Source organism: Marivirga tractuosa DSM 4126 (assembly GCF_000183425.1).
In the GTDB taxonomy this organism is placed as follows: Bacteria; Bacteroidota; Bacteroidia; order Cytophagales; family Cyclobacteriaceae; genus Marivirga; species Marivirga tractuosa.
Window position 1 is genome coordinate 3,049,511 of the sequence record NC_014759.1, and the last position, 25,357, is coordinate 3,074,867.

At 34.6% G+C, this 25,357-nt stretch carries 17 protein-coding genes; 9 read left to right on the forward strand and 8 right to left on the reverse strand.

Annotated features, from left to right (window positions below; translation table 11 throughout):
- Window positions 1–43 precede the first annotated feature (43 nt).
- The gene (uvrB, locus tag FTRAC_RS12925) at window positions 44–2,068 is read right to left on the reverse strand and encodes an excinuclease ABC subunit UvrB (RefSeq protein WP_013454707.1); all 2,025 of its coding nucleotides are present in this window, start codon (window positions 2,066–2,068) and stop codon (window positions 44–46) included.
- Between the two features lie 222 nt (window positions 2,069–2,290).
- Between uvrB and FTRAC_RS12930 the strand changes: the two genes are divergently transcribed.
- On the forward strand, window positions 2,291–2,680 hold the full coding sequence (locus FTRAC_RS12930; RefSeq protein WP_013454708.1) for a DUF302 domain-containing protein: 390 nt from the start codon (window positions 2,291–2,293) through the stop codon (window positions 2,678–2,680).
- Window positions 2,681–2,712: 32 nt separating this feature from the next.
- On the opposite strand, the gene FTRAC_RS12935 is transcribed toward FTRAC_RS12930, so the two are convergent.
- The 4 genes from FTRAC_RS12935 to mutY all read right to left on the reverse strand — a co-directional run bounded on the left by FTRAC_RS12935 (window position 2,713) and on the right by mutY (window position 6,661).
- Window positions 2,713–3,684, reverse strand: a complete 972-nt coding sequence (locus FTRAC_RS12935; protein ID WP_013454709.1) for a CNNM domain-containing protein — start codon at window positions 3,682–3,684, stop codon at window positions 2,713–2,715.
- Between the two features lie 35 nt (window positions 3,685–3,719).
- Complete coding sequence (gene gldE, locus FTRAC_RS12940; RefSeq protein WP_013454710.1) at window positions 3,720–5,042, reverse strand: gliding motility-associated protein GldE; 1,323 nt, start codon at window positions 5,040–5,042, stop codon at window positions 3,720–3,722.
- Window positions 5,043–5,058: 16 nt separating this feature from the next.
- The gene (ssb, locus tag FTRAC_RS12945; protein ID WP_013454711.1) at window positions 5,059–5,511 is read right to left on the reverse strand and encodes a single-stranded DNA-binding protein; all 453 of its coding nucleotides are present in this window, start codon (window positions 5,509–5,511) and stop codon (window positions 5,059–5,061) included.
- Window positions 5,512–5,614: 103 nt separating this feature from the next.
- Entirely contained in the window at window positions 5,615–6,661 is a 1,047-nt protein-coding gene (gene mutY, locus FTRAC_RS12950; protein ID WP_013454712.1) for an A/G-specific adenine glycosylase, read from the reverse strand.
- A 232-nt stretch (window positions 6,662–6,893) separates the two neighbouring features.
- Between mutY and FTRAC_RS12955 the strand changes: the two genes are divergently transcribed.
- The 4 genes from FTRAC_RS12955 to FTRAC_RS19350 all read left to right on the forward strand — a co-directional run bounded on the left by FTRAC_RS12955 (window position 6,894) and on the right by FTRAC_RS19350 (window position 12,187).
- The gene (locus FTRAC_RS12955; protein WP_013454713.1) at window positions 6,894–7,193 is read left to right on the forward strand and encodes an HU family DNA-binding protein; all 300 of its coding nucleotides are present in this window, start codon (window positions 6,894–6,896) and stop codon (window positions 7,191–7,193) included.
- A gap of 8 nt (window positions 7,194–7,201) precedes the next feature.
- The gene (locus FTRAC_RS12960; protein ID WP_013454714.1) at window positions 7,202–8,038 is read left to right on the forward strand and encodes a tetratricopeptide repeat protein; all 837 of its coding nucleotides are present in this window, start codon (window positions 7,202–7,204) and stop codon (window positions 8,036–8,038) included.
- 187 nt (window positions 8,039–8,225) lie between these two features.
- Window positions 8,226–9,779, forward strand: coding sequence for an Rne/Rng family ribonuclease (locus FTRAC_RS12965; RefSeq protein ID WP_013454715.1), 1,554 nt, complete (start codon window positions 8,226–8,228; stop codon window positions 9,777–9,779).
- 158 nt (window positions 9,780–9,937) lie between these two features.
- Window positions 9,938–12,187 carry an ATP-binding protein gene (locus FTRAC_RS19350; protein WP_013454716.1) on the forward strand — a complete coding sequence of 750 codons (2,250 nt, stop codon included), beginning with the start codon at window positions 9,938–9,940 and terminating at the stop codon, window positions 12,185–12,187.
- Between the two features lie 4 nt (window positions 12,188–12,191).
- Here FTRAC_RS19350 and FTRAC_RS12975 read toward each other — a convergent pair whose 3' ends face one another.
- The 3 genes from FTRAC_RS12975 to FTRAC_RS19355 form a co-directional block, all read right to left on the reverse strand.
- Complete coding sequence (locus FTRAC_RS12975; RefSeq protein ID WP_013454717.1) at window positions 12,192–13,736, reverse strand: tetratricopeptide repeat protein; 1,545 nt, start codon at window positions 13,734–13,736, stop codon at window positions 12,192–12,194.
- Between the two features lie 58 nt (window positions 13,737–13,794).
- Window positions 13,795–14,823 carry a ferrochelatase gene (hemH, locus tag FTRAC_RS12980; protein ID WP_013454718.1) on the reverse strand — a complete coding sequence of 343 codons (1,029 nt, stop codon included), beginning with the start codon at window positions 14,821–14,823 and terminating at the stop codon, window positions 13,795–13,797.
- A gap of 124 nt (window positions 14,824–14,947) precedes the next feature.
- Window positions 14,948–17,179: a GAF domain-containing protein gene (locus FTRAC_RS19355; protein WP_049784141.1), complete on the reverse strand. Its 2,232-nt coding sequence runs from the start codon at window positions 17,177–17,179 to the stop codon at window positions 14,948–14,950.
- A gap of 115 nt (window positions 17,180–17,294) precedes the next feature.
- On the opposite strand from FTRAC_RS19355, the gene FTRAC_RS12990 reads away from it, so the two are divergent.
- The 4 genes from FTRAC_RS12990 to FTRAC_RS13005 all read left to right on the forward strand — a co-directional run bounded on the left by FTRAC_RS12990 (window position 17,295) and on the right by FTRAC_RS13005 (window position 25,327).
- Window positions 17,295–18,722 carry a DASH family cryptochrome gene (locus tag FTRAC_RS12990; protein WP_013454720.1) on the forward strand — a complete coding sequence of 476 codons (1,428 nt, stop codon included), beginning with the start codon at window positions 17,295–17,297 and terminating at the stop codon, window positions 18,720–18,722.
- Window positions 18,723–18,909: 187 nt separating this feature from the next.
- On the forward strand, window positions 18,910–19,671 hold the full coding sequence (gene tpiA / locus FTRAC_RS12995; RefSeq protein ID WP_013454721.1) for a triose-phosphate isomerase: 762 nt from the start codon (window positions 18,910–18,912) through the stop codon (window positions 19,669–19,671).
- Window positions 19,671–20,519, forward strand: coding sequence for a 50S ribosomal protein L11 methyltransferase (gene prmA / locus FTRAC_RS13000; RefSeq protein ID WP_013454722.1), 849 nt, complete (start codon window positions 19,671–19,673; stop codon window positions 20,517–20,519). Before tpiA ends, prmA begins: the two co-directional genes overlap by 1 nt.
- The gene (locus FTRAC_RS13005) at window positions 20,516–25,327 is read left to right on the forward strand and encodes a hypothetical protein (RefSeq protein ID WP_013454723.1); all 4,812 of its coding nucleotides are present in this window, start codon (window positions 20,516–20,518) and stop codon (window positions 25,325–25,327) included. The genes prmA and FTRAC_RS13005 overlap by 4 nt, the downstream gene beginning before the upstream one ends.
- Window positions 25,328–25,357: the final 30 nt, after the last annotated feature.

The window sequence follows — 25,357 nt, forward strand, 5'->3', positions numbered from 1 at the left end:
TATTAAATTTTTGCAAAGATAGTTATTTAGTATTACCAATAGTTTATTTCTTATCCCGTAATTTTTGAAGTTCTTGCCATTCATCTCGTAATCTCGCTGCCTCTATGAAATCAAGTTCTTTCGCAGCTTTCTCCATTTTCTTTTTCGTGGCGGAGATCATTTTATCCAAGCCTGTTTTATCCATATATTGAACTACAGGGTCTGCAGCAACGGAAGTTTCTTCTATGCCTGCATAATATTTCTTTTGGGAGGTTTTCTTAGAATCAACAGCAACCGTTTGGCCTAAAATACTTTCCCTAGATTTGAACACGGTTTTTGGTGTGATGCCATGTTCTTCGTTATAGGCTTTTTGAATGGCTCTCCTTCTATTGGTTTCATCCATCGCTTGTTGCATAGAGTCGGTAATTTTGTCGGCATACATGATCACTTTTCCTTTTTCATTTCTTGCCGCTCTACCGATGGTTTGAACTAGTGATCGCTGATTTCTTAAGAAGCCTTCTTTATCGGCATCCAATATGGCTACTAAGGAGACTTCTGGTAAATCTAATCCTTCCCTCAATAGATTTACACCTACTAAAACATCAAATTCCCCTAATCTTAAATCTCTCAGGATTTCCACTCTGTCTAAAGTATCGACTTCAGAGTGAATATAGCGTGATTTCACCCCTGCTCTACCTAAGAATTTATGCAATTCCTCTGCCATTCTTTTGGTTAAAGTAGTACATAACACTCGCTCATTCAGTTTGACTCTTTCATCGATTTCTTCCAATAAATCGTCAATTTGATTCCCACTTGGGCGCACATCAATTTCAGGATCTAGTAAACCTGTTGGTCTGATTACTTGTTCTACTACAGAGCCTTCAGTTTTACGTAATTCATATTCCGCAGGAGTGGCACTCACAAATATGGTTTGGCCAATCAAATTTTCAAATTCATCAAATTTCAAAGGTCTGTTATCCATTGCAGAGGGTAATCGGTAGCCATAGTCCACGAGATTGATTTTTCTGGCTCTATCTCCTCCATACATTGCTCGAACTTGCGGAACGGTAACGTGGCTCTCATCAATTACCATTAGGAAATCATCAGGAAAATAATCCAATAAGCAGAAAGGTCTTGTACCTGGAGTTCGCCTGTCAAAATAGCGAGAATAATTCTCGACTCCTGAGCAGTAACCTAATTCACGCATCATCTCAATATCAAATTCGGTTCTTTCTTGAAGTCTTTTGGCTTCTAAAAATCTTCCATCTCTTTCAAAGAATTTGACTTGCTCCACCATGTCATCTTGAATTTCTTTGATAGCTTGGTGCAAAACATCTTTACCTGTTACGAAAAGATTGGCAGGAAAAATACTAATGATTTTTTCTTCTGATATTTTCTTTCCGGTTTCAGGATCAATTCGCTGGATGGACTCTATTTCGTCTCCCCAAAACATAATTCTATAGGCGAAATCGGCATAAGCAACAAAAATATCTACCGTATCCCCTTTTACTCTAAAAGTCCCTCTCTTGAATTCTGCTGTAGTTCTGTTGTAGAGAATATCAACGAAAGCAAAAAGCAACTGATTTCTTGCTACTTTATCACCTTGCTGTAGACGGATAATATTTTTCCCAAATTCTTCAGGGTTTCCAATACCGTAAATGCAGGAAACCGATGCTACCACAATCACATCTCTTCTTCCTGAGAGCAAGGCGGAAGTAGCACTTAATCGTAATTTTTCAATTTCTTCATTTATTGAGAGATCTTTTTCTATATATACATTGCTGGAAGGTATAAATGCTTCAGGCTGATAATAATCGTAATAGGAAATAAAATATTCAACTGCATTTTCGGGAAAGAACTGTTTGAATTCACCGTAAAGTTGGGCAGCAAGAGTTTTATTATGACTTAAAACTAAAGTGGGCTTTTGAACACGTTCTACTAAGTTGGCTATGGTAAAGGTTTTTCCCGAACCAGTTACCCCTAAAAGAACTTGATCTTGTTCGCCTTCTTCAACCCCTTTTTGAAGCGCTTGGATGGCTTTTGGCTGGTCTCCAGTTGGTTGGTATTCACTAGTGATTTTAAAATCCATACCTACAACAAACGATTAAGTTGGAAAATGTTTACCAGCAAATATAATCAGATTTTAGGCCATTGGGCAGATTAATTCTACTAATGTTTTATTTATTCAGTTGGTTTGGATCCATTAATGTAACAATTATCACATATAGCTTTTTTATTTGAGTATTTAGATGCCTTCTGCCAATCAATATAAAACTAGCAACGTATCAACAGTAAATAAAAAGAGATAAATATGAATTACTATCATTCAAGAATATTGAAAGGAAGAGATTTTAGTGCGGTAAGATCGGAAGTGGAAGCAGCATTGAAAGAAGAAGGTTTTGGGATTCTGACTGAAATAGACTTTAAAGCTACCATGAAGAAAAAATTGGGCAAAGATTATTTGCCTCATGTGATTTTAGGAGCTTGCAATCCTAGCTATGCCGATAAAGTAGTTTCAATTGAGCCTCATATCAGCACTATGTTGCCATGCAATGTTACCATAAGGGAAATGGAAAATGGAGAAATAGAAGTTGCGGCTATGGATCCTGCAGCCGTAATGAAGGTAGTGGAAAACGATAAAATTATTCAACACGCTGTTGAAGTAAACGAATTGCTTAAGAATGTATTGAAAGCATTATGATTATTTTAAAGGGGCTGCATCTATGTTGCCCTTTAATCAAATTCATCTTCAATATCACCCACAATAGTTTCCACTAAATTTTCTAAAGTAATCATTCCGATAATTTTATCCTCATTGGATTTTACCATTGAGATGTGAAATCTATTTTCATTCATTTTTTTCAATAGATTGATTATTGGAGTATTTTCATTAATGAAAATAATTGGCCGTATGAATTCTGTTAATCTATTTTCTGAATTTTCTTTCTCATTTAATGCAATTTCTTTAAAATTAATGTAGCCATATACATCCTCTATAGAATCAGTACTGCTAATAGGATAACGAGTATGCTTATGCCTACTTGCAAGGTTAAAATATTTATCAAAACTTATATTCTCTTTAAAGTAGATGATTTTTTCAACAGGCAGCATTATTTCTTTTACAAATCGCTTTTTTAAAGTAGAAGTGTTGATAATGATGTTTTCTTGATCAGTATCTATTATTTTCTCCATTTTTGCCATTCTAGCAATGGTTCGGATATCATCTAAGCTATAAGGATTGCTTTTTTTTCTTTTGCCAACCAATAATTTGGTGAATGCTTGAGTAATTACGATGAATGGATGTAGAATTTTAATGATCAATTTAAGTGGCATTGCCATTCTTTTGGATATTGGGTTTGATTTATTTACTCCAATAACTTTGGGAATGATTTCGGTGCCAAATAAAATGACGATAGTGAATATTAGAGAAAATACCCATATATATTCTTCTCCATATATTTTGTCGAATGCACTTCCTGCTATGGTGGCTCCACCCGTATGGGCTATTGTATTAAGTATTAGTATGGCAGAGATTGGTCTGTCAATATTGGATTTGAGGTTATGCATTATTTTTGCATAAGTCATCCCTTTCTCTTTATCGGTCTCGATTTTTACTTTATCCACACTAAGCAATACTGCTTCAGCCATGGAGCATAAGAAGGATACAAAAACTGCAACGAATGTGCTGATTACGAATACAAGCATGGTAATCTAGTTTAATTTTAGAGCAAGGCTCAAAACTAATTTTTAGTAAATACCCTTACTCTTTTAATTCTTTTTTGATCTACTGCAACAACAGTGAAAGTGAAGTTTTTGAATTTGATTTTTTCACCTGTTCGAGGCAATTTGCTGTTGATTTCCAAAATTAAACCTCCCAAAGACTCGCTTTCGCCTTTAATTTCATCAAAGGTGCTAGACTCTTCATTAATAATTTTGCAGAAATCATTCAATGAAGTTCTTCCTTCAAAAATATAGGTGTATTCATCTAGTTTGTTGTAGGCCACATCCATATCCTCATCAAATTCATCATTAATTTCTCCTACAATTTCTTCAATTACATCTTCTAGGGTAATTAGACCTGAAGTACCACCATATTCATCCACCACTATGGCCATATGAACCCTTTTTTCTTGAAAATCTTTTAAAAGGCTATCAACTTTTTTCGATTCCGGGACGAAAAATCCAGGTCTTAAAAGCGACTGCCATTCAAAATTATCTTCCTTCTCTATATAGGGTAATAAGTCCTTGACATATAGAACACCTTCAATTTTGTCGATGGTATCTCGATAAACAGGAATCCTGCTGAAACCGTTTTTGTTGATTTGATCCATCAACATATGATAATCATCTTCAATATCAAAAGCGGTTATGTCCAAGCGAGATTTCATGACTTGGCGTACTGAAAGAGTGCCAAAATTAACGATGCCTTTTAAAATACCTTTTTCTTCTTCTGTAGTGTCTTTGTCTGCTGTTATTTCCAATGCATGATGTAATTCATCAATTGAAACACTGAAGCCTTTTTGCTCCACTCTCCTCTCTATAATGCCACTTAAGCTCATTAAAGGAATTGAAATGGGGCTAAACACTTTTGCTGAGAAGTTTAAAGGAAACGCCATTCTTGAAGCGAAACTCAAATTATTTTGATTGGCGTAGACTTTAGGGACTATCTCACCATAGAAAACGATTAAAAATGTAATTATAGCAGTTAAAGTGACTACCAATAAGCCTTCAGTTTCTTTAGTTCCTACAATTTCCCAAGTAACATAGGTGGAAAGCGTGACTATCCCAACATTAATAAAGTTGTTTAAGATAAGAATAGTAGCTAGTAAACGCTTTGGGTTTTTTAATAGCTCCAGAATAGTTTGATCCTTAGGCTGATTGCTAGTTTTGCATTTGGCTAAATCTTCATGAGATAAAGAGAAGAATGCAACTTCTGAACCTGAAACTAGAGCAGACATCATAAGTAAAAACATCATCAATACAGTATTGATGATGTAAAACCAATGATTGCCGTTTTCGGCTATACTTGCTAATAAAAATATACTAGGGGAAGGGTCTTCCAATTTTTATTTTGTTTATTTAAAATGGTAAATCGTCCATTTCGCTGTTCGTATCTGGGGTTTGGCTTGGTGCCGCTGCCGCCTGATTATTAGATTGATTCCCAGCATTATTTGATGACTGACCTGAATCATCACCACTTTTCTTTCCACCAAGCATAGTCAATTGGTCGCCTACAACTTCAGTTGTGTACCGTGTAACGCCATCTTTCTCCCATGATCTGGTTCTAAGTTTGCCCTCAATATAGACGCTATCGCCTTTTTTTAAGTATTTTTCAGCTACTTCTGCTAAACCTCTCCAAAGCACAATATTGTGCCATTCAGTTTGATCAACTCGTTCTCCTGAGTTTCTGTCTTTATAGGTTTCGGTTGTTGCAATTGAAAAATTAGCAACGGAAGCTCCGTTGTCTAAGTGTCTTACCTCTGGGTCTTTTCCCAGATTTCCAATCAAAATGACTTTGTTTACTCCTTGCATAAATTAAAAAGTTTTAGTTCAAAATTACAGTTAATAGTTGAAGCAAACTGCTTTTTTCAAGGAAATATTTCAAAACAGTTTAAAACTTCAAAGATAAATTTACCTAAAAATCTTTGCTTGTCAAATAATTCTCAATCAATCTGGGCTTTGGCAGTTCTTCAACCTCCTGTTTTGTAAAGTATTTTAAACTATGGTCACTTAAAACATTTTCATTTTTTGATTGTAATTCCACAAAAACTGCTTGCAAGCGCTGATGTGAAAGTATATGTTTTACTGGTTCAGAGATTTCAACTAATTCAACATTGCTGTATTGTTTATTTACTTTTTCATATATTTCTTCTATTGTTAAAGGATGGTTAGTTTCAATTAAATCAAAATCAAATAAGCCTTGCCAAATATCATTGGGGCCTCTTTTTTTCATAGCCAGTTTATCTCCTTCTTTCCAAATCAAATAATAAAGAAATCGATGTCTGATTTTTATTTTCTTTTTTTTTACAGGTAATTCGGATTGTTTATGATGAATTCTTGCTTGACAATCTAATGATAAAGGACAATTTTCACATTTAAATTTCCGTGGCGTACAGATTGTTGCGCCAAGTTCCATTAATGCTTGATTAAAAGAAGCTGCTTGGTTTTCAGGAATTAATTGCTTTGCAACATTGAAAAATGTCTTGAATGTTTTTGGCTGCGAAATATCATCGGAAATATCAAGATATCTGGCAAGAACCCTAAAAACATTACCATCTACTACAGGTACTGCCCTGTCAAATGCAAAAGATGCTATTGCTGCTGCAGTGTATTTGCCAATGCCTTTTAGCTTTAATAACTCCTCATAGGTATCCGGAAATTCTCCATCATATTGATTCACGATTGATTTAGCACATTCGTGAAGATTTCTTGCTCTGGAATAGTAGCCTAATCCTTGCCATAATCTCATCACTTCATCTTCAGGTGCTTTTGCTAATTCATGCACGGATGGATATTGATTTATAAATTTATTGTAATAAGGTAAGCCTTGATCTACCCTAGTTTGTTGTAAAATGATTTCTGACAGCCAAATTCTGTAGGGGTCTGAGGTATCTCTCCAAGGCAAGTCTCTTTGGTGCTGGTTGTACCAATTTATAAGAAGGTTTGAGAAGCTCTGATTCATATAATTGCAAATATGGGAATTATTAAGTTAAATAAATAAAGAATAAAAAGTTGGGGTTATTGATAAGTTTTTTGCATAAATTGCTGAGAATTAAAAAGTTAAATTTTAATTAACAGTAAAAAGCTTACATATCTTTAGAAGATTTTACTTTTAAATTCAAAAATGTAGGGTTACCTTTGCAGACCCAAAATGAAAGGGAGAATTTTTTTAATAATTTAAATCAAAAATAAGCGTGACTAAAGCAGACGTTATATCAGAAATTTCTGAAAAAACAGGTATAGACAAAGCAGATGTAACCGCTACAGTAGAAGCATTTTTCTCTGTTGTGAAGGATTCAATGGCTGATGGTGAAAATATTTACGTGAGAGGTTTCGGAAGTTTTGTAAATAAGAAAAGAGCCAAGAAAATCGCTCGAAATATTTCAAAAAATACTGCCATCGTTATTGACGAGCATTATGTGCCTAGTTTTAAGCCATCAAAAGTTTTTGTGGAAAAAATCAAGAGCTCAAATAAGATAACTGAAGAGGTTTAAGTTCCGTTATGCTCAAATCCCGCATCATATTAATCGTTATAGCCATTGTTTTAGTAGCTGTATTTTTCAGTTTGCCTAAAGTAGTGGTTGATAACGAAAATGAAAATCTTGACAAGGGTGCTGAAACAGTGGAAAGCAATACATCTTCGGATGAAGAGCCTTCGTCTTCCACAAACAATATAATGACTGAATCCCATGGTGGAAATATCCCGAAAGAGGTTAAGGAAGACATTGAACGGCTAAGAAATAGTTATTTGTTAGCTGAAAATCAAGAAAATAGTTCTATATTTGCGGATTCTTTAGCCAATGTGTTTAGAGAACTCAATAGACTCGATAGTGCGGCTAAATATGTTGAATTGTCCAAGGAAGACAATGAATTGATAGGAAACGCCTATTATGAAGCTTTTAGTTTTGCAGCTGATGTTGAGAAAGCTAAAAGATTGGCAGTAAAAACGAGAGAATACTTACAAAAGGTATTGGATGAAAATCCTGCAAATAATAGTGCTAAAATCAAATTGGCAATGACTTATGTTTCTTCTGACAACCCAATGAAAGGGATTTCGATGTTGTTAGAAGTGGTAAAAGAAGACCCCAATAATGAGGAAGCATTATTTAATTTAGGAATTCTTTCGATTCAGTCTGGTCAGTATGGCAAAGCTATTGAGCGATTCGAGAAGCTTTTAAAAAGGCATCCTGAAAATGTTCAGGCGGAGTTCTACTTGGCTTTAAGTTTGATGAATAGCGGGCAAAAGGCGAAAGCCAAGAAGTTATTTACAGAAATTAAAAATAAAAGTAATGATGAGCAACTGCTAGCAGCTGTTGAGAGTTACTTGAATGAATTATAATAAAATTGTTTAACAAAAAATTTTAAAGTTATGCCTTGCGGTAAAAAAAGAAAAAGACACAAGATTTCAACTCATAAGAGAAAGAAAAGACTAAGAAAAAACAGACATAAGACCAAGAAGTAATCATTACTTCTTGTTGTCTTTTTATAAGACATTTTTTTAGTTTTTCACTTAAACTTATTGAGCTTTGAGCAATGAATTAATTATTAATTCAACTCAAAATGGCAGTCGTATTGCCCTTCTTAATGATAGGAATCTTATTGAGATTCATTATGACAATAAAGAAGAGCAGTTTAGTGTGGGTGATATTTATTTAGGGAACGTCCGAAAAGTAATGCAAGGCTTAAATGCAGCATTCGTGGATGTAGGTTATGAGAAAGATGCATTTTTGCACTATCATGACCTTGGACCGAAAGTGAACTCACTTTTAAAATATACTAAATTTGCCACTACTCGTAATAACACCTCATACAAATTAAGTAAGTTCAAATTAGAGCCAGAGATTGATAAATTAGGCAAGATCTCACAGGTGCTCTCCAAGAACAAGCAGGTGTTGGTTCAGGTTATAAAAGAACCTATCTCTACGAAAGGGCCAAGACTATCATGCGAGTTGTCACTAGCAGGAAGGTATTTGGTATTAGTACCATTTGCCAATGGAATAAGCATATCCAAAAAGATATCAACAAGTGAGGAACGCAAGAGACTCACCAGATTGATTTCCTCCATTAAGCCAGAGAATTTTGGCGTAATTATCCGTACTGTTGCTGAAGGAAAAGAGGTGGCAGAACTTGATACAGACCTAAGAAATTTATTAGATACTTGGGAAAATGGAGTTAAAAAGCTTAAAGATGCTAAGCCTAAGGACAAAATTATAGGTGAAGTAGGAAGAGCTTCTTCAATATTGAGGGATATGATGAATGAATCTTTCGATAGTATTCATGTGGATGATGAAGAGACTTTCAAAGAAATTCAAACGTATATCCAGAAAATAGATCCCAGTAAAGAAAAAATTCTAAAGCTTTATACTGGCAGAAATAAGATTTTCGAGCATTTCGGGATTGAAAGGCAATTAAAGTCATTATTTGGTCAATCTGTTAATGTAAAAGGTGGTGGTTATCTCATAATTGAGCATACAGAAGCTTTACATGTGGTTGACGTGAATAGTGGTAACAAATCCAGTGGTGAAGAAAGCCAGGAAGATACCGCTTTAAATACAAATCTGGAGGCGGCCAAAGAGATTGCGCGTCAGTTGCGATTAAGAGATATGGGTGGGATTATAGTGGTTGATTTTATCGACATGAAGAATCCGGACAACAAAAAGCTTCTTTTCAAAAAGATGAAGGAGTTTATGGAAACAGATCGCTCTAAGCATACCGTTCTCCCACTATCAAAGTTTGGATTAATGCAGGTAACCCGACAAAGGGTGAGGCCTGAATTAAATATTGTAACTAAAGAAAGTTGCCCTACTTGTAATGGAACAGGTAAAATAACTGCTTCAATTTTAGTTTCGGATAAAATTGAACAAGATTTGGATTACTTATTAACAAAACAAAATGAGAAATCCTTAAGTCTTGCAATTCACCCGTTTTTATACTCTTATTACACAAAAGGTATTATTTCCTTACGTGTGAAATGGTTTTTTAAATACGGAAAATGGATTAAGTTGATACAAGATAGTTCATTAGCTTTAACTGAGTACCATTTCATGAATTCCAACCAGGAATTGATAGAAATGGAATAGAGTATCTTAAATTGTATTAATTCAATAGCCCATATTTTTATCAAAAGTATGGGCTATTTTTGTGCCATATTACATCGAAGGCAAATGCTTGTTAGTCTAAGTTATTTTTTGGGGACTTAAAAATTATCTAAATTTAAGGTATCTTGGATTTTTTTTATATGGCAATATCAAAATCATTGTTTCGTACTGAGTTTAGGGGACTCGGGCATTTAGTGATGCTGACACTTATTTTGGGTGTCCTCTCTTTTAAGGGCTTTTCATATCAAGTTGCTGATACTGTTAAAAATACGTCAACTGATTCTATTATTTTCCACAAGTTTGATGGGTCTTCATACAGAGCTAGTTCTTACAGCTACAGAGCCGTAGAAGATGAAGATGGTATCCTGTTTTTTGGGAATGAAAATGGACTACTGGAATTTGATGGAACTCATTGGGAATTGCACCAGAAGCCTAATTTTGGACCAATAGACAATTTAAAGATTTTAGGTGATAAGATTTATACATTAGGAGCAGGGGATATTGGTTATTTTCAAAGAGATTCTATTGGACAAATGAAGTACTATTCTTTGAATGACAAACTTGATGAGGATGAGATGCCCTATGCTTGGTTTATCGTTGAGAATAGAGGGAAAATATATTATAGTAGCGTTTATGAAGGTGTCTACATATATGATGGTGAACTGGTAGAAAGCATTTCGGTTAAAGATGCTTACTCAATGGTTGAAATTAATAACGAAGTAATAATTTCCATATTTGGAAAAAATGGAGGATTGGCCAAAATAGTTGGAGATACTATTGAATTCGTCAATAAGGAATTCAGTTTTGAAGTTGATGCCGCTTATAATATTTTACAAAATAAGGATGACCAATGGTTGCTTTTCACTTCAGAAGAAGGTTTTTATAGCTTGGATCCCGAAACCTATCAGACAGAATTATGGGATACGGAAGCTAACAAGTATTTTCAACAGGATAGCATGTATTTGTGGACAGTGGAGAAATTTAGAGATTCTCTTTTTGTAGCTAGTAGTTGGGAAAATGGTCTAGTCGTTTTCAATGATGAGGGCAAGATTTTAAAGGTTATAAATGAGGAAAACGGATTAAACACAAATTTTTACAATGTTGTGAAAAGTGACAGGAGAGGAAACTTGTGGATAACAAATACTCCTGGAATAAATTATCTTAAATGGTATAATGAAGATGAAAAACTTGATTTCGATCCTCAAGCAAAAGTTCGCTCAATGCGTGTTGGTGACAGTACCATTTATGTCAAAGGGATTAAGGATAAGGCTATTTTAAGAGGTGAAAAGTCAAAGAGTTTTGTTTTGTACTTTTCGGTTCCAAGTTTTATTAAGGAGGATTTAGAGTTCTCCTATTACTTGGAGGGATTTGACGAAAAGTGGTCTGATTGGACAACAGATACTAGAAAAGAGTACACAAATCTAGCCGGTGGAGACTATAAGTTTCATCTGAAGGCTCGATATATCCATAATTTGGATTTAGAAATACAACCATTCGAGTTTAATATAATAGTCCCTACAAAGTGGTATGAGAGCTATGTAACCTATGTTGTTCTTGGGTTATTAGTCGGCTTATTGATTTTTGGTTTTATCAGATATCGTACTCATAGATTAAGCATTACAAATAAAAAGTTAGAGTCTATTGTTAAAGAAAGAACTTCAGAATTAAGATCCCAGAAGGAAAGGCTTAAAAAAGCCAATGAGGAATTAAAGACCATTAACAACGAATTGGATAATTTCGTTTATCGATCATCTCATGATTTAGTAGCACCCTTGAAATCATTAAGAGGATTAATTTCTGTTGCAGGAATGTCAAATAATCCTGATGAAATTAAAGAATATTTTAAGCTAATGAATATTAGCATCAACAAGCTAGAGGAATTTATTAAAAGCATTATGGATTTCTCCACAAATACTAAAAAGCCACTAGAGATGAAGCTTGTTAAGATGGATACAGTGCTGGATAGCATTGTAGAAGATTTGAAATTTTATGCAAATGCTGATAAAGTAGAGCTAGTAAGAGCCTATGATTCCGATTTTGAAATTAAAACGGATCCTAAAAGATTAAATATTGTATTGAGTAATTTGGTAACCAATGCTCTTAAATATCATGACTTTGAAAAAGATGAAGCGCCATATATCAAGGTTAGTGCAAAAGTTGAAGACAAATCTTACATTATAGAGGTTGAAGATAACGGTTCAGGAATTCCGAGTGAATATCAAAACAAGATATTTGATATGTTTTTTAGGGCTCATCAGGGAACAGAAGGATCGGGATTAGGATTGTATATTGTGGTTGATACTCTAAATGTATTAAAAGGTAAAATCGGATTTTCGTCTAAAACTAGAGTTGGAACAACCTTTACAGTTGAGCTGCCTGTTGTAGATTAAAGAACTAGCCTTCTATTTCTTCATCCAAATCTAAGAGGTTTTTTAAATTGTAAATCACTTTATCCAATTCCATAGCGCTGGTCTTTAGATGATTTAATACAATCGGGTCTATTTTCCCATCTTTTGTTAACTCCATTACATTAATTAATCCCAAGACGTTGGCAACAGGGGCTCTCAATTTATGGGAATTATAATAGGTGAATTCAGCGATTTGTTTATTTCGCTCATTCAATTTTTGGGTTCGTTCCATTACCCTTTGCTCCAAATTATTATTGAGGTTATGTAAATCCTTATTCAATTTTGCAAGTTCCAATGATTTGGAAGAAATTTTCTGTTGGTTTTGTTCAATCTCTTCTTTCTGTTGTTTGAGTTTGAAATGGGCAGTTTTCAATTGGATACTTTTGCTTCTCAAGTAGATTATTAATACTACAGAAATAATAAGCGCAACTGCCAGTAGAATTAAAAACTGTGTCCTATTCTCAATTTTATTTGCTAGCTGAGATTGATCTAAAGCTAATTTATATCGTTCTTTTTCTTTCTGCGCTAAATCATATTGAATACTCAATTTGTTAATTTCTGCCCTTGATTCTGAATTGAAAATTGAATCTTTAACTTTTAGGTATTGATCAAAATTGTAAACCAAAGAATCTTTACTTCCCCGGATCCTATATAAATCAATTTTAGATTGATAAATCTTTAGTAGAAGATCTAAGGCATTAATTTTTAAAGCCAAGGCTTCAGCCAATTTTAAATGCTGATTGGCATTGGAATAAATATTTTGCTTAATATATACTCTTGCAATTTCAATATTGCTTTCCACAATTCCCCGATCATATTTTATCTCTTCCCAAAGATTTAAACTTTCTCTTAGGTAGAATTGGGCAGAATCATTTTGACCTGTTTTGCGATTTACTATTCCCTTATATAGAAAGGTAAATCCTTTTGATCGAGTGCTAACACTATCTTTATTGAGTATTTGATTGAGATAATAATTAGCACTGTCAAAATTTTCTTTGAGCATAAAAAGTTGCCCTAAATTTACCAGAATCAATTCTGGTGAGAATTCTTCTAACTCATCTAATTTTTCTAATGCCAATTTTATGAACTTTGCAGATTGGGCATAGTCTTCTTGCTTTTTATAAGTTTCACCGATATTGTTCAGTGTTTTTACAATTTCAATTTTATTATTGTCTTCTTCGAATATTTTCAAAGCTTCAAAATATGCTTTTAATGAAGCGTCATATACCCCTTGAAGCCAATAAAAAGTAGCCTTTTTACTCAATATGTAGGCCTTTCCACTCTTATTATTGTTTGCATCTAATTCTTGTTCCAATGCCGAAACATAATACAAAGCTTCAGCAGGTGAATCAGAATACAACTTGCTGGTAAGATCAAGGTAATCTAGTACACTTTGCTCTTCACTGAATTCATTTTCTAAAAGCCGATTGTTTAATAGTCGTTGTAAAGAATCTGATGCAGCTGAAAATGCCGAATGTATAACTAAGCATAGTAAAAGGGGCGATATGATTTTAAACCATTGTCGATTCATATAAATTATCGCCAATAATTTAATCAAAAATATCTAACGTTATGAATGTAGAGTTAACCTAATTCTTCATAACTAATGTTTTTAAGGTTTGAACCCAATCTTTGTTGTCATTTAAGCTTTCAACCAGATCCCATCTTTCACCGCCAGCTTCCTCAAACTCTTCCTTGAATTCCTCGCCCACTTCAATAGTGGTTTCTAAACAATCCGATACAAATGCTGGTGAGAATGCTAATACTGATTTCTTTCCATCCTTAGCCAAATCCTTCAATACATCATCTGTGTAGGGTTTTATCCATGGATCATTTCCCAATCGGCTTTGAAACGTAACAGTGTATTTTTCCTCAGGAAGGTTCATTTCATTTGCAATCAAGCGAGCAGTTTGGAAGCACTGAGCCCTGTAACAAAATCTGTTTTTATCATGATAGACATTGCAGCAACCCCCTAGCTTACAATAGTTATCTACTGATCCTTTTCTGATTTGGCGTTCTGGTAAACCATGGAAACTAAAAAGGACATGATCATAATGATGTTTATCCAAATATTTCTGACCTAAACCAGCAAAAGTCTTGTAAAAACCGGGCTCTTCCACAAATGTACTGATGAAATTAAGCTGCGGAATAATCTGCCATTGCTGTACTATTTCCATCACCTTATCGTGTACAGAACCGCTTGTTGCAGAGGCATATTGTGGGAATAATGGAACTACTATTATTTTAGAAACTTTATGATTTCTTAATTCTTCTAATGCACTTTTAATACTTGGTGATTGATAGCGCATTCCTAAAGCCACTACATAATTTTCATCTAGTTCTTCTTGGAGCAAGTCTCTTACGTCTTCTCCATAGAATTTTAAAGGAGAACCTCTTTCGACCCATAATTTCCGATATTCTTTGGCAGATTTCGGAGCTCTAAAAGGTGCAATAATCAAATTAACCAACATCCATCGAAATAAAAATGGAATATCAATCACCCTTTTATCCATTAAAAATTCTCGAAGGTATTTTCTTACATCTCCTGTTTTGGTAGAATCTGGAGTTCCTAAATTGACTAATAGTACGCCTGTTTTGCCTTGATTTGTTTTTTTCATATTGGGTGGAATAACCTGAAATTTGCGTTATATGTTTTTAATTTTTTCTAAATGATAGAATTAAAAGGTATCTATTTCGATTCTTGAAAATTTCAGATAGAATTTATTAGATTTTGAATCTATTTTAAGAAATGCCCAAATCCCTTTTTTGTTTTTCAAGGGTGGATTTTAACTCCGCCTCGCTTTTTTGAAGCTTTTCGATTAAAGTCTTTTTCATTTCTTTTTGATAAGCCTTTAACTCATCTAGTTCATTTTTTTCAGTATTTTGAATTTTGCTCTCTAAGTCTTCCAGTTGACCAGATAGTGTTTCTTTCTCACTTTCTAAAGCGGCAAGTTTTTGATAAATATCGGTTACATCAAATGCAAATTTAATGATTTTGGTTATTTCATTATTTTGATTTCTCAAAACTGTATAGGAGCCCTTTATTTGGATTTTATTGCCCGTTCTGGTATATCGATCGAATACTCCTGATTGAATCTTACCAGCTCTTAGATTTTCCCAGAAAGCTTGGTAATCTTGGGTTTTAGCATACTCCTCACTGACAAATATCCTGTGATGGCGATCTTTTATTTCATCTACAGAATTGTATTCAAATAATTGTAGAAAGGTTTCATCAGCAGTCAATATATCGCCACTCGGTGTAAATTCAACATAAGCCAAACCGCTTTTTTCCATGGCATTTAATCGCTCATTATTTTCTTTTTGAGAGCGTTCCATTTCTTCTTGGGTGGCTTGTAGTTCTTCCATATTTTGGCGCATTTCTTCTTCTTGAGCGCGCATTTCCTCCGTCATCTGTTGAGAATCTTCTAAAAGCTTGTTTGTCCTTTCATTCACTTTAACCGATTGAACGGAAGAGGCTATGTTTTCCCCCACATCCTCAATGAATTTTCTTTCATTCTCTGTAAATTCAGTAAACGTTCCGATTTCTATCACACCATAAACTGTTTCATTTGCGATTAATGGAACTATAAAGATGCTTTTTGGAGTAGCTTTCCCTAAACCGGAGGTAATTGAAATGTAATTGTCAGGAAGCTCTTTTAAATAGATAGATTGTTTTTCAAGGTAAACCTGCCCAACTAATCCTTGGCCGGGCTGAATGGTTTTTTCCAAAAATTTCTTTCTATCATAAGCATAAGTAGCAGATAGTTGAAGTGCTTCCTCTCCATTGGCATCTTCATCAACTATAAAAATACTTCCCTGATTTGCATTAAGATAGTTTACCATGAAGGTAATTACATGCTCGCTAAGCTCACTAATATTGTTATTAAATTTCCTTAAAATATCACCAAATTCAGCAGAACCTTTGTTAGTCCAGTTTCTAATTCTGGCTTCCTCTGAAACATTTTTGAGACTATCCCTCATTTCAGCTAATGAAGTCCCAATATCTCCTTGATTATTGAAAACAGAAATTTCACTATCAAAACTGCCTTTACCTACTTCCAGAGCAAAATTTTTCACATTGGCTAAATTGCCGGAAAGTGTATGAATTTCCTCTAATATAATGTCAAATTCATCATTGGTTTTAGATCTGCTTTCAGGGATGTTTCCTTCACTTAGGATTTTCACCTCATATTGTAATGAATTGATGCTACTTTTGAATTGTCTGCGTGCGAAGCGATATAATATAAAACATAAGAGAATTGCTATTATGATAATTATTGATTCAACTATTACGAATTGATCACGGGCACTATATATTTCTTCAGCCGAATCCCATGATTCTTCCTCTATGTTTGCATAAAGGGTTTTGGCTTTTTCATCAAACTCATCGCTTAATGACTTTAAATTATCTGCAAATAAACTACCATTAGGGTTGCTGCTGGAGCTTTGATTACTGAGTTCGTTATCAATCCACATTTGGAGGCTATCCATATTGTAAATAGTATCTCCTTCAATACCTTCATAGTCATAAAGTGATAAACTAATATCTCCTCCTCCAAATTGGGCCTTATTAATCAACTCTTTTTGCTTAGTATGGATTCTGCTACCTAATCTGTTAAGCTTTTCATATAAAATAAGGTTCTCAGGATTTTCCCAAGAAGCTTTTAATGAATCGATGCTGTCCTTGGCCGACTGAATTTCTTTTTCCCAGATATCATCTATTTCATTTTTCAAAGCCTCATTTCCTGAAAGTAAGTAGCTTTGCAGGGTGACATTGGAATGGCGGACTCCACTTTTAAATGCATTTACATAGATGCGAGATGGTTGCTTGTTTTCTAAAACATCATTCCCCATCTTCATAATATTGGCAATTTGCGAAAGCGTTATGAAAACAACAATTACGATTAACAATGCCATGCTCCCATAGCCGATTATCATTCTACTTTTGATGGAATTGAAGTTTATTTTTCTCATAATGCGCACCCTATCTTTTTCCAAAGGTCAATTTATCTTTTCTCGACCTAATTAAAAAGCTTCAAACATAAATTTTGATCAATCGGTTATGATGACATATTAAAAATCTGGAAAAATGAAAAAAAAGCATCGAAAGTCGCTTATTTGGTTTAGGAAAAACTTAAGGCTGAAAGATAACCAAGCACTGTTGGAAGGTGTCCAAAATTCAGAAAAGTACCTTTTACTCTATATTTTTGATGAGAGAGAATGGAAGAAAAATCCTGTAGGACTTAAAAGGTCGTCTGACAAAAAATTAAATTTTCTTTGGCAATCTGTTCTAGATTTAAAGCAAAATATTGAAGCTAAAGGTGGACAATTGGTTATGCTAAAAGGCGATGCAGAAGATCTTATTCAGCGACTATCGATAGAAAATAAATTTGATGCCCTGTATGCTCCAAAAGAATCTGGCACTGAGGAATTTGAGTTAGAGAAATCCGTTGAAGATTTTTTTATTAAGCATAGAGCAAAGGTGGATTTTTATGCCCAAACCACGCTTTTCCATGAAGATGATATTCCTTGGCCAATCGGAAAGTTACCAGATATTTTTACTCAATTCAGAAAGGAGAATGAAAAGCAAACTGGGGTTAGAGATCTATTTGAATCGCCAGAGGATTTATCAGCGTCTATCCCTGTAAAGGAAGTTTTTGAATTTTCAGATTTAGCGATTGGAAGTATTAGCCCAGAAGAGAAATCAGTTCTAAATTTTCAGGGAGGAGAAACACATGCCTGGGAAAGGTTGGAATATTATTTCTGGGATTCAGATCAATTAAAAGAGTATAAAAATACTAGAAATGGATTATTGGGCGAACGATATTCTTCGAAATTCTCACCATGGTTGGCTTTAGGATGCATTTCTCCCAAATCCATATATTATCAGGTTAAACAATATGAAAAGGAACGGAAGAAAAATCAATCTACTTACTGGATGATTTTTGAACTGATTTGGAGAGATTATTTTCATTTTGTGTTAAAAAAATTTGGAGCGCAGCTTTTTCAAAAAGAAGGTATAAAAGGAAAAGGAGTAGATTGGAAGTGGGATTTAGAGCTTTTTGAAAAATGGAAAACTGCTGAAACGGGTGTCCCTTTTATTGATGCTAATATGCGGGAATTAAATGCTACTGGTTTTATGAGCAATAGAGGTAGGCAAAATGTAGCTAGCTTTTTAGTAAAAGATTTAGGGTTGGATTGGCGAATGGGTGCTTGGTATTTTGAGCATCAATTGATTGATTATGACGTGGCCAGCAACTGGGGAAACTGGGCTTATGTTGCAGGAGTTGGAAATGATCCAAGAGAGAATCGTTATTTTAATATTCTGAGCCAAGCTAAAAAATATGATGTAAAAGGAGATTATGTAAGACATTGGATTCCAGAATTGAAGGAAATCGAAGGCTTTAACATTCATAAAGTATCCTTGATGAATGAGGTAGCGTTGGAAAAACTGAATTTGATTATTCCTGATATTTATTTAAGGCCAGTAGTGGATATGGGCAAGTGGGAGTATTAGGGTTAAAATTCAAGTTCTCTGGCATTTCTGAACAAGCAATTTATCTGAACAGTTAAGTATTTCCGAACTGTTCATTGATTTTCATTTCTCTTTACTTGTTCCTTACATCTTAACTTACTATCCCTTAGCTTTATGCTCAAATCTTCTTATTTTTGTTTTTTAGCGGATAACAAAATTTGAAAATAAGATGAGACAGAAAATAGTAGCAGGAAACTGGAAAATGAATAAAACTTTAGTGGAAGCACAATCCTTAACTTCTGAAATTGCCAATATGGTCGAAGATGAGGCTCCTTCGGATGTGAAAGTGGTGATTGCTCCTCCAGCGCCTTTCATATATGCAGTAGAAAATTTAATTCCTGAAATGGGACAGATCGTTTTGGCTGGTCAGAATTGTCATCAAGAAGATGCTGGTGCTTTTACAGGTGAAGTTTCGGCTCCTATGTTAAAATCTTTAGGTGCTCAATATGTGATTTTAGGGCATAGCGAAAGAAGAGAACATTTCTCTGAAACCGATGAAGAATTAGCCAAAAAGACTGATAATGCTTTGAAAAATGACTTGAAGGTAATTTTTTGTTGTGGTGAGCCTCTTGAAATTAGAGAGGCGGATACTCAAAATGAATATGTGACCAAGCAATTGACCAACAGCTTATTTCATTTAACCCCTGAGCAATTTAAAAATATCGTAATTGCTTACGAACCAATTTGGGCAATTGGAACGGGTAAAACAGCTAGTTCTCAACAAGCTCAAGATATGCATAAAACCATTCGTGAGCATATTGCTGCAAAATTTGGACAAGATGCTGCAAATAAAACGTCTATTTTATATGGCGGAAGTTGTAAACCTGATAATGCGAAAGAGCTTTTTTCTCAACCGGATGTTGATGGAGGTTTAATTGGAGGGGCATCTCTGAAATCAAGAGATTTTACTGATATAATCAAGTCTTTTTAATGAGTTATATATCGTTAGAAGTAAATTGTCATGAAGAATTCATTGAAATATTCATGGCAGAGTTGGCAGAAATTGGATTCTCTACCTTTCAAGAAAAGGAAGATGGAAACGGGCTTTTTGCTTATTCCGAAGAAAATCAGAAAATAGAAGCTTCTCAAATTGAGGAGCTTTTTCAACAATATGAAAGTTTGACTTCTGTCACCTATGAATTGGGTTCAGTGGAGAAAGAAAACTGGAATGCGGATTGGGAGAAAAACTATCAGCCCATTGAAGTAGAAAACAAGATTTTAGTCCGTGCTGATTTTCACCCATCCAACCCGAAATTCCCTACTGAGATTGTTGTAACTCCAAAAATGTCCTTCGGAACGGGACATCATGAAACTACCTATCAAATGCTGAACTTGATGCATGATATGGATTTGAAAGGGGCGGAAGTTTTAGATGCAGGTTGTGGAACAGGAATTTTAGCTATTTTAGCTGCAATTAAAGGAGCTGGAAAAGTGGAAGCTTATGATATAGATGAATGGGCAGTTGAAAATACTAATGAAAATTTTTTATTAAATTCAGTTGATAGTTCGATTTACAAGGTTTGGCAAGGCGAAGTCCAAACTATTCCTCAAGCATCATCTTACGATTTGATTTTAGCCAATATCAATAAAAATATATTGCTAGCAGACATACAACATTTGCAGAAGCACATTAAAAAAACTGGATTTCTAATGTTGAGCGGGTTTTATGAAAATGATAATCGAGATATTTTAAATGAATGCGAAAATTGTTCGTTAGAACTTATTAGTCAGTCTGTAAGGAACCAATGGTCAGCACTTTTGCTTAAGAATAATAAATGAGATTTTTCTATATCACCATATTAATCTTTCTTAATTCATTTTGGGCATATTCCCAAAATGATGCGGTTTCTGAGGAAACCGATAAACCTGATTTCTTAAAATCAGTTCAGATGGATTTGGCAACTTTGAATTCTGAAAAAGGAGAAGGGGTTTCTTTATTTTTTCAAAATTATTGGAATCAAGATAACTTATTTACTGATTCTAATAGAAAAAAGATAAAGGAGATTTACGGTAAAATGGTGGATCAAAATTTTAGTGTCCGAGAATATAGACTTCCATTTATTAGCACTTTATCTGGTGGAGCATCAAATTTGAAAGATCCAGCTGCGGCAATCAATTCTTTTCTTGAAACAATAGAGAGAGCATTTGAAGAGTTAGAATCGAGGCAGTTTAAAGAACTTCTACGTGTTACGGAACAAATTTTAGAGAAGAAAGCAATTTTCTACAGCAAGTATTATCAAGTAGTATTTAGTGACGGAAGCGTTAGTTTCGAATGGCCTTCCGAGCCGGAGGTTGAAGTATTTGAAGAGGTTTCTGAGCCTGCTGAAGAGGCTGAAACAGACACATGGGGAAGTGAATCTAATGATGACTGGGGTAGTGATGATGGTTGGGGTGAAAGTGAAGACGATGGTTGGGGCAATGATGATAATTGGGGTGAAGAAAGTGCAGATGCTAATGCTGGGCAACAAGCAGAGGAAGTAGATGCTCCTGCTGCAATATATAGTGAACCAATGCCTACATTGCAAGGCCCCATAGTAAAGTTGAGAAATATAAACTTAAAGTTCTTAACGTCAACTGATTCTGTTAAAATTAATAATGTGACGGGAAGTATGGAGCTTATAGGGTCAACTTTTGTAGCGGAAGGAGGAGAACTAACGTGGGAACATCTCGGTGTTGCACCTGATCAGCTATATGCTGAGTTAGCTGATTTTACTTTTGAAGTAAATAAGAAAGATTTTTATGCGGAACAATCTACTCTTCATTATCCTGCAATTGTTAAAAGACCTGTAAAAGGAATCGTTGAGTTTAAAGCTGAAACCAGAAGCAATAGACCTTCAACTTATCCTTACTTCCAATCCTATGCTTCAGATTATGACCTGAATTTTGTTGATAAACAAGGCTTGTACGTAAAAGGAGGTGTTACTTTAAAAGGAAAAACACTCAGTACAGCTTCTATGGATAGCGGTTTTGGCAGTATTGAATTACAGGGTCAGGCATTAAAAAAATTTAGGGCTGAATCAAGAAATTTTGTTTATAAGGATAGCACATTTACCTCTGATCAAAGTAGTGTCTCTATTTATCAGAGAAATGATTCAATATATCATCCTGGTTTAGCTATTAATTATAAGGTTAATGAGAATGATCTAATTCTCCTTAAAAAGAGTGGTAATTTTAGTAATACACCCTTCTACGCTAGTTTTTTTAATATGGATTTCACAGCTGATAAAATTACTTGGGATATGGATTCTTCCGTAGTTGATATTTCGGTGTTGTTGGCTGGAAATAGAGTTCCTGCATTGTTTGAATCCGCTGAATATTTTAATGAGTATAGATATAATAGTTTGTCAGGATTATATCCTTTTCATCCCCTACAAGTAGTGGTTCATTACAGCAGAGAAACGAATAAAAAAGAATTTTATGTAGATGAAGTGGTAGAGGAGATGAAGCGGATCGAAGATAAAAAACTCCGAGCAAGCATGAAGTTGTTGATGGCAAATGGATTCATTAAATATGATCAAGTAAGTGGGAAAATTGAAATGTTAGACAAGGGTTTCCATTACGTTGATTCAAGGTGGGGCAAAAAAGATTATGACAATGTTCAGATTTCTTCAGTAGCTTCTGGGAAACCAAATGCTAAGTTAAATTTGGATCAGGGAACCATGGATATAGTGGGTGTCGAGGAATTTATTATTAATGATAAACTGGGAGTAAGGGTGACTCCAGACAGTGGAAGAGTAACTTTGAAGAAGAATCGAGATGTCCAATTCAATGGGACCGTATATGCTGGTAACTATGAATATTTTGGTTCTGATTTTGAAATGGACTATGATAGCTTCTTGATATCTATGCCACAGATTGATAATATTAAATTTAATTTAGCAAAAGGAGATAAAAACAAACAATCAAACAAAGAGCAAATTCAAAACCAATTAGTGGAAACTGCTGGAGTGCTATACATCAATGAGCCAAATAATAAATCTGCAGAGAAAGAGTTTCCAAAGTATCCTATATTCAATGCAACCAAAGGGGCAACGGTATATTTCTTAGGGGAAGAGATTCTGGGAGGAGTTTATGATCAGAGTTTATATTTCGTTATTCCACCATTTGAGATAGATTCAGTAAGTAGTAGTGATCCTAATTCAATTGCGTTTGAGGGTCAGTTTCATTCTGGAGATATTTTTCCTGAATTCGAAGAAAAATTACGGGTGATGCCAGATAAATCATTGGGATTTGAACATCCCATTGCCGAAGAAGGGATTGATTTATTAAATGGGCAAGCAAAGTTCTACGGAAGTATTCGATTGGATAATCAAGGGCTAAGAGGCGGCAAAAAAATAGAATATTTGAGCTCTACCATTCTTTCTGAAAACTTCACCTTTTTTAAGGATTCCATTAAGGGTTTAGGAACTTATGCTAAAATTGAACCCGGTGAATGGGAAGGAGTTTCTTTTCCGAAAATGGAGATTTCAAATTTTGATATTCGTTGGCTAACTTTCAAAGACAGTCTTTACTTAACCAATAGGTCAGATGCATTTAGAATGTATGATGAAACTGCCTCACTAGAAGGAACTACAATTATTTCTAAAAAAGGGCTTTTTGGTCAAGGTGAAATGAAAACTCGTGGATCCACTACCACATCTAAGAACTACAACTTTAAAGAGCATAGATTTTCTGCACGACACGCCAATTTTGAAATTGAATCCTCTGATACTATCCCGGCCCTAGCAGCAGATGATGTACGTTTAGATTTTGACTTTCAAGCCAATATTGCCACCATAAATCCTGAAATTGAAGGTGATGCAGCCTTGAACTTTCCTTATGCAAGTTACAAGACATCTATTCCATCTGCCTTATGGAAATTGGATGAAAAAATTGTAGAAATGACTAAGCCGAGCAATATTAATATCAGCAATTCGTACTTTTATTCTACAAATCCAGAACAAGATTCCTTGGTTTTTAATGCAACTAAAGCGATTTATGATATTGAAACGCAATCATTGAAAGTTTCAGGAATTCCATCAATTACTGTAGCGGATGCGAAAATCACACCAAGTGGAGGGGAGGTAATTATTGGTGAAAATGGAACTATCAATAAATTGTATAATGCGGCTTTATCACTTGATACGTTAACAAATTACCATAATCTGTATAATGCTGAGATTGAAATTATTTCTAGAAATAAATTTATTGGTAATGCGACTTATCGATATGTAAATTCCATTGGAGATACTTTTTCAATAAAAATGGGTGAGTTCAGCTTGGAACCAATCCAAGACCCTGGGGATAGTGATCGTAAATTAAGGACTGTATCTTCTGGAGTTGTCACTAAGGATGACCGAATGTTGATTAGTCCGGGCATGTATTATAAAGGAGATGTCACCATGTATGCAGATAAGCCAGCTCTTGAACTGAAAGGTTATGTTCAGCCTGATCTGCAAGATATACCCAATTATGATACTTGGATTAGCTACACAAGTGATGGAAGTAATAAGGAAGTGGTAATTGATTTCGATAATAGCGTAACTGAAATGGGTGAACCTCTACAGGCAGGAATTCATTTCGATAAGGTTGATAATGAATTATATGCCACATTCTTGAATGAGAAGAGAGACTTTACAGACAGTGATTTTTTCCTACCAAGTGGAATGTTGACTTATAGTGCATCTAAAAATCAATTTATCATAGAAGATAAAGACAGGAAAAGTGGAAGCTCCTTGTCAGGTAAATATTTTTCCTATAATGAAAAGGAGCAAAAAATTAATTTTGAAGGGCCTTTTAAATTTATAGAGAGTAGAGATGAAGCGGAATTTAGAAGTGCAGGTTCTGGGTCAGGAGATTTGTTGACACAAGAATTTGTATTCAATTTAATGATGACCACTGAGTTTGATTTACCTAACTCATTTACTACAATTATAGGCAATGACATGATTGAGGTTGTGCAGCGCTTAGGATTACCAGAATCAACTAAAGACTTGGATCGTCTATTGCCTAAGTTAGCCGAATTAGCAGGAAATAGTGCTGCTAAAAGATATGAGGAATATATTTTTAATGAGTATATTCCTTTGCACTCATTATCATCAAGCCTAACGAAAACGCTGGTATTAAATAATCTTGACATGAAATGGTCTTCAGAAGAGCAGGTTTGGTACAATGTTGGGAAGATTGGTTTGTCAAATACGGGTAATGTCGATATAAATGCTAATGTGGATGGTTTTATTGAGATTAAGAGATTGGAAATGGGTTCTGCAATTAAAATCTTCCTGCAAATTTCGCCATCTTGTTGGTACTTTTTTCACTATGAGGAAGATAGATTGATTTTCTTTTCATCCAATGAGGAAGCTAATGAATTGATTAATCGTAAATCAAAAGCAGAGAAAGCTAAATTTGGTGAGTTTGTGTTTTTGACTGGAGATAAATTAGAAGTGACAAATTTTGTTGAAGAATACCGCAAAAAATATTTCGACATTGATGCACCATATTACCTAGAAATGTCTAGCGAAGCTGGAGCAGCAGCTGCACCAGTAAATAATACGCCTCTTCCCCAGCAAGATGATACGCCTACAGAGGATGATGACGATGGATTTTAAATCAACAGATTATTTTATATAAAATTTCAA